Source organism: Streptomyces chilikensis (genome assembly GCF_001642695.1).
Taxonomy (GTDB): Bacteria; Actinomycetota; Actinomycetes; order Streptomycetales; family Streptomycetaceae; genus Streptomyces; species Streptomyces chilikensis.
Map to the genome: position 1 here is coordinate 609,762 of NZ_LWCC02000005.1, position 2,333 is coordinate 612,094.

Sequence of the window (2,333 nt, forward strand, 5' to 3'; positions counted from 1 at the left end):
TGTGGAAGGTGCGGGGCACGGTGCTGATCACCGGTGGTACCGGTGGTCTGGGTGCCAGGGTCGCCCGGTGGGCGGCCTCCAACGGTGCCGACCACGTCGTCCTGACCAGCCGCCGCGGCCTGGATGCACCCGGTGCGAGCGAGCTGTGCTCCACGATCGAGGAGCTCGGGGCCCGGGCCACCGTCGTGGCCTGTGATGCCACCGACCGCGAGGCGCTGGCCGCGCTCGCCCGCACCCTGGAGGCCGACGGCAGCCCGGTCCGCGCGGTCGTCCACACCGCCGGTGTCGGACAGGCCACCGCCCTCGCCTCCATGACCCGTGCGGAACTCGCCGGGGTGATGGACGCCAAGGTGACCGGCGCGGCCAACCTGCACGCCGTGTTCGCCGACGCCGACCTCGACGCGTTCGTCCTCTTCTCCTCCATCGCCGCCACCTGGGGCAGCGGCGGCCAGGCCGGCTACGCCGCCGCCAACACCCACCTCGACGCCCTCGCCCAGCACCGCCACGCCCACGACCTGCCCGCCACCTCCATCCACCGTGGCGGTGGCGGACGTGGACTGGGCGCGGTTCGTCCCGCCCTTCACCGCACTGCGCCCCAGCCCGCTCCTCGCCGAACTCCCCGAAGCGAACACCACCCGGACCGAAGCCAATGGTTCCCACGAGGAGCGGTCCTCGGCCCGCTCGGCGCTGGAGGAGCGCCTGAAGGGGCTCGAAGAGCCGGAGATCCTGGCGGCGTTGCGCGAGGTCGTGCGTGGTCACGCCGCAGCCGTGCTGGGACATCGTGACGTCTCTGCCGTTTCGCCCATGACGGCGTTCCGCGATCTTGGGTTCGACTCCCTCATGGCCGTCGAGCTACGGAACCGCCTCGCCGAGGAGACCGGGCTGCACCTGCCCGCGACCCTGGTGTTCGACTACCCGGACACGCAGGCCCTGGCCGCGCACCTTGCCGAGCACCTCACGAACGAGCCGGCCCCGGGCATTGCTTCGTCCGACGTCCGGACGACGCCCGTTGACGACGATCCGATCGCGATCGTCGGTATGGGCTGCCGGCTGCCGGGAGCGGTGGCATCGCCCGAAGACCTCTGGCAGATGGTCAGTTCCGGACTGGAGGGCATCACCGGCTTCCCGGTGGACCGCGGCTGGGAGGGCATCTCTCTCGCAGACCTGGACACCGGAGCCGGAGGGTTCGCGCGGGTCGGAGGGTTCCTTCACGACGCCGGCTCCTTCGATCCCGAGTTCTTCGGCATCTCGCCCCGCGAGGCCCTTGCCATGGACCCCCAGCAGCGCCTGGCCCTGGAGACGGCTTGGGCGACGGTGGAGGGAGCGGGGATAGCTCCCACCACCCTGCGGGGCAGCCGTACCGGTGTCTTCGTCGGCGGTTGCAGTCAGGGCTATGGAAGTGGGGCACTGGCCCAGGGCGAGAAGGGCGTCAGTGGTCAGCTCCTGACCGGCACGGCGACCAGTGTGCTCTCCGGCCGGCTGTCCTACGCCTTCGGTCTGGAGGGGCCGGCGGTGACGGTGGACACGGCGTGCTCGTCGTCGCTGGTCGCCCTGCACCTGGCGGCGCAGGCGCTGCGCTCCGGCGAGTGCGACCTGGCGTGGAAGGTGCGGGGCACGGTGCTGATCACCGGTGGTACCGGTGGTCTGGGGGCCCGGGTCGCCCGGTGGGCGGCCGCCAACGGCGCCGGCCACGTCGTCCTGACCAGCCGCCGCGGCCCCGACGCACCCGGTGCGGCCGAACTGTGCTCCACGATCGAGGAGCTCGGCGCCCGGGCCACCGTCGTGGCCTGCGACGCCACCGACCGTGAGGCACTGGCCGCACTCGCCCGCACCCTGGAGGCCGACGGCACCCCGGTCCGCGCGGTGGTGCACGCGGCGGGGGCGGGGCAGATCACTCCGCTGAAGGAGATCGGTCCGGCGGAGCTGGCGGACGTGCTGCACGCGAAGGTGACCGGCGCCGCCAACCTCCATGCCGTGTTCGCCGACACCGACCTCGACGCGTTCGTCCTCTTCTCCTCCATCGCCGCCACCTGGGGCAGCGGCGGCCAGGCCGGCTATGCCGCCGCCAACGCCCACCTCGACGCCCTCGCCCAGCAGCGCCGCGCCCACGACCTGCCCGCGACGTCCATCGCCTGGGGCCCCTGGGCTGGTGGAGGACTGGTGACCACGGAGAGCGAGGAGATGCTGGGGCGGCGGGGGCTGCCGGTGATGGATCCGGAGCACGCGCTGGCCGCGCTGGGGATGGCGGTCGCCGCGGAGGAGGCCACCGTGGCGGTGGCGGACGTGGACTGGGCGCGGTTCGTCCCGCCCTTCACCGCACTGCGCCCCAGCCC

2 protein-coding genes are annotated in these 2,333 nt (G+C 73.2%); both read left to right on the forward strand.

Annotated features, from left to right (window positions below; genetic code table 11):
* The coding region (locus A2U95_RS32415) for a ketoreductase domain-containing protein (protein WP_166020654.1) at positions 1-785 on the forward strand (785 nt) is incomplete at its 5' end.
* A gap of 19 nt (positions 786-804) precedes the next feature.
* Positions 805-2,333, forward strand: a 1,529-nt coding sequence (locus A2U95_RS02850; protein ID WP_240957176.1) for an SDR family NAD(P)-dependent oxidoreductase, incomplete at its 3' end; no start/stop codon positions are given.